The 846-nt window shown below is 43.3% G+C and carries 2 protein-coding genes; both read left to right on the plus strand.

Features of this window, described 5'->3' with window-relative positions; genetic code table 11:
- Nucleotides 1-326: GNAT family N-acetyltransferase (locus tag A3738_RS27885; RefSeq protein WP_156504552.1), on the plus strand; the 326-nt coding region annotated here is incomplete at its 5' end.
- A gap of 10 nt (nt 327-336) precedes the next feature.
- Nucleotides 337-726: a hypothetical protein gene (locus A3738_RS27890; protein ID WP_068479003.1), complete on the plus strand. Its 390-nt coding sequence runs from the start codon at nt 337-339 to the stop codon at nt 724-726.
- The last annotated feature ends 120 nt before the right edge of the window (nt 727-846 follow it).

Here is an 846-nt window from a genome sequence, read left to right on the forward strand (position 1 = left end):
ATACGAGCTCAGGCAATGTCGTTGGTTCAACGCGCTTCTATGATTTCAAACCAGAACATAGAGAGATCGCGATTGGCTACACGTTCCTCGCGTGCGAAGAATGGGGAACAGGCGCCAATACCGAAATGAAGGATCTGATGATCAACTTTATTGCGCCTTACGTAGATAAAATTTGGTTCCATATTGGTAGTGAGAATCATCGTTCACGTAGAGCGGTTGAAAAGCTCGGCGCGACATTCCAATACCAAGAAGATGAAGTGCTCGAAGGCTTAGCCTACACAAAATGTTATTACCTACTCGAATTAGAAAAATACAAACAGGCCTGAGGAGTTTTCCATGAAAAAACCAAGCGGATTTATGATTGAGCTATTTCAACAACCAACTTGGGTCGTTATTTGGGTGAATGCGCTGATGGCGATCAACCTGGGCAGCATTGCATTTTTAGAATATGAACTGGCTCAAGCCATTCTTGGTATTTTTGCGTTCCAAGGCATCGTTATGGTTGGTATGTATTGCTACTTCGGCTATCAGAAAATTTTAGGCTTAGCGCATCTTCTATGGGTTCCTCTTCTCGCTTACATTCTTGTTTATCTTGGCGATTACACAGGTGCGTTTCATAGCTACCTTGTAGGCTTAGCCGGCTTTCTAAGCATCTCATTAGTTTTTGATATCCACGATGTGATTCAGTATTTCAAAAACCATTCTGAACCTTTGCGGAACAATTAAATCTATCTTCGATACCCGCATCAACGCGACTAACGCAACTAACGAGAGCAACGAGAACACTTAATGGATTCACTTAGCCAAGCTGCACTAGGGGCGACCGTTGGTCATGCCATTCTTGGA

The organism is Oleiphilus sp. HI0066 (genome assembly GCF_001635725.1).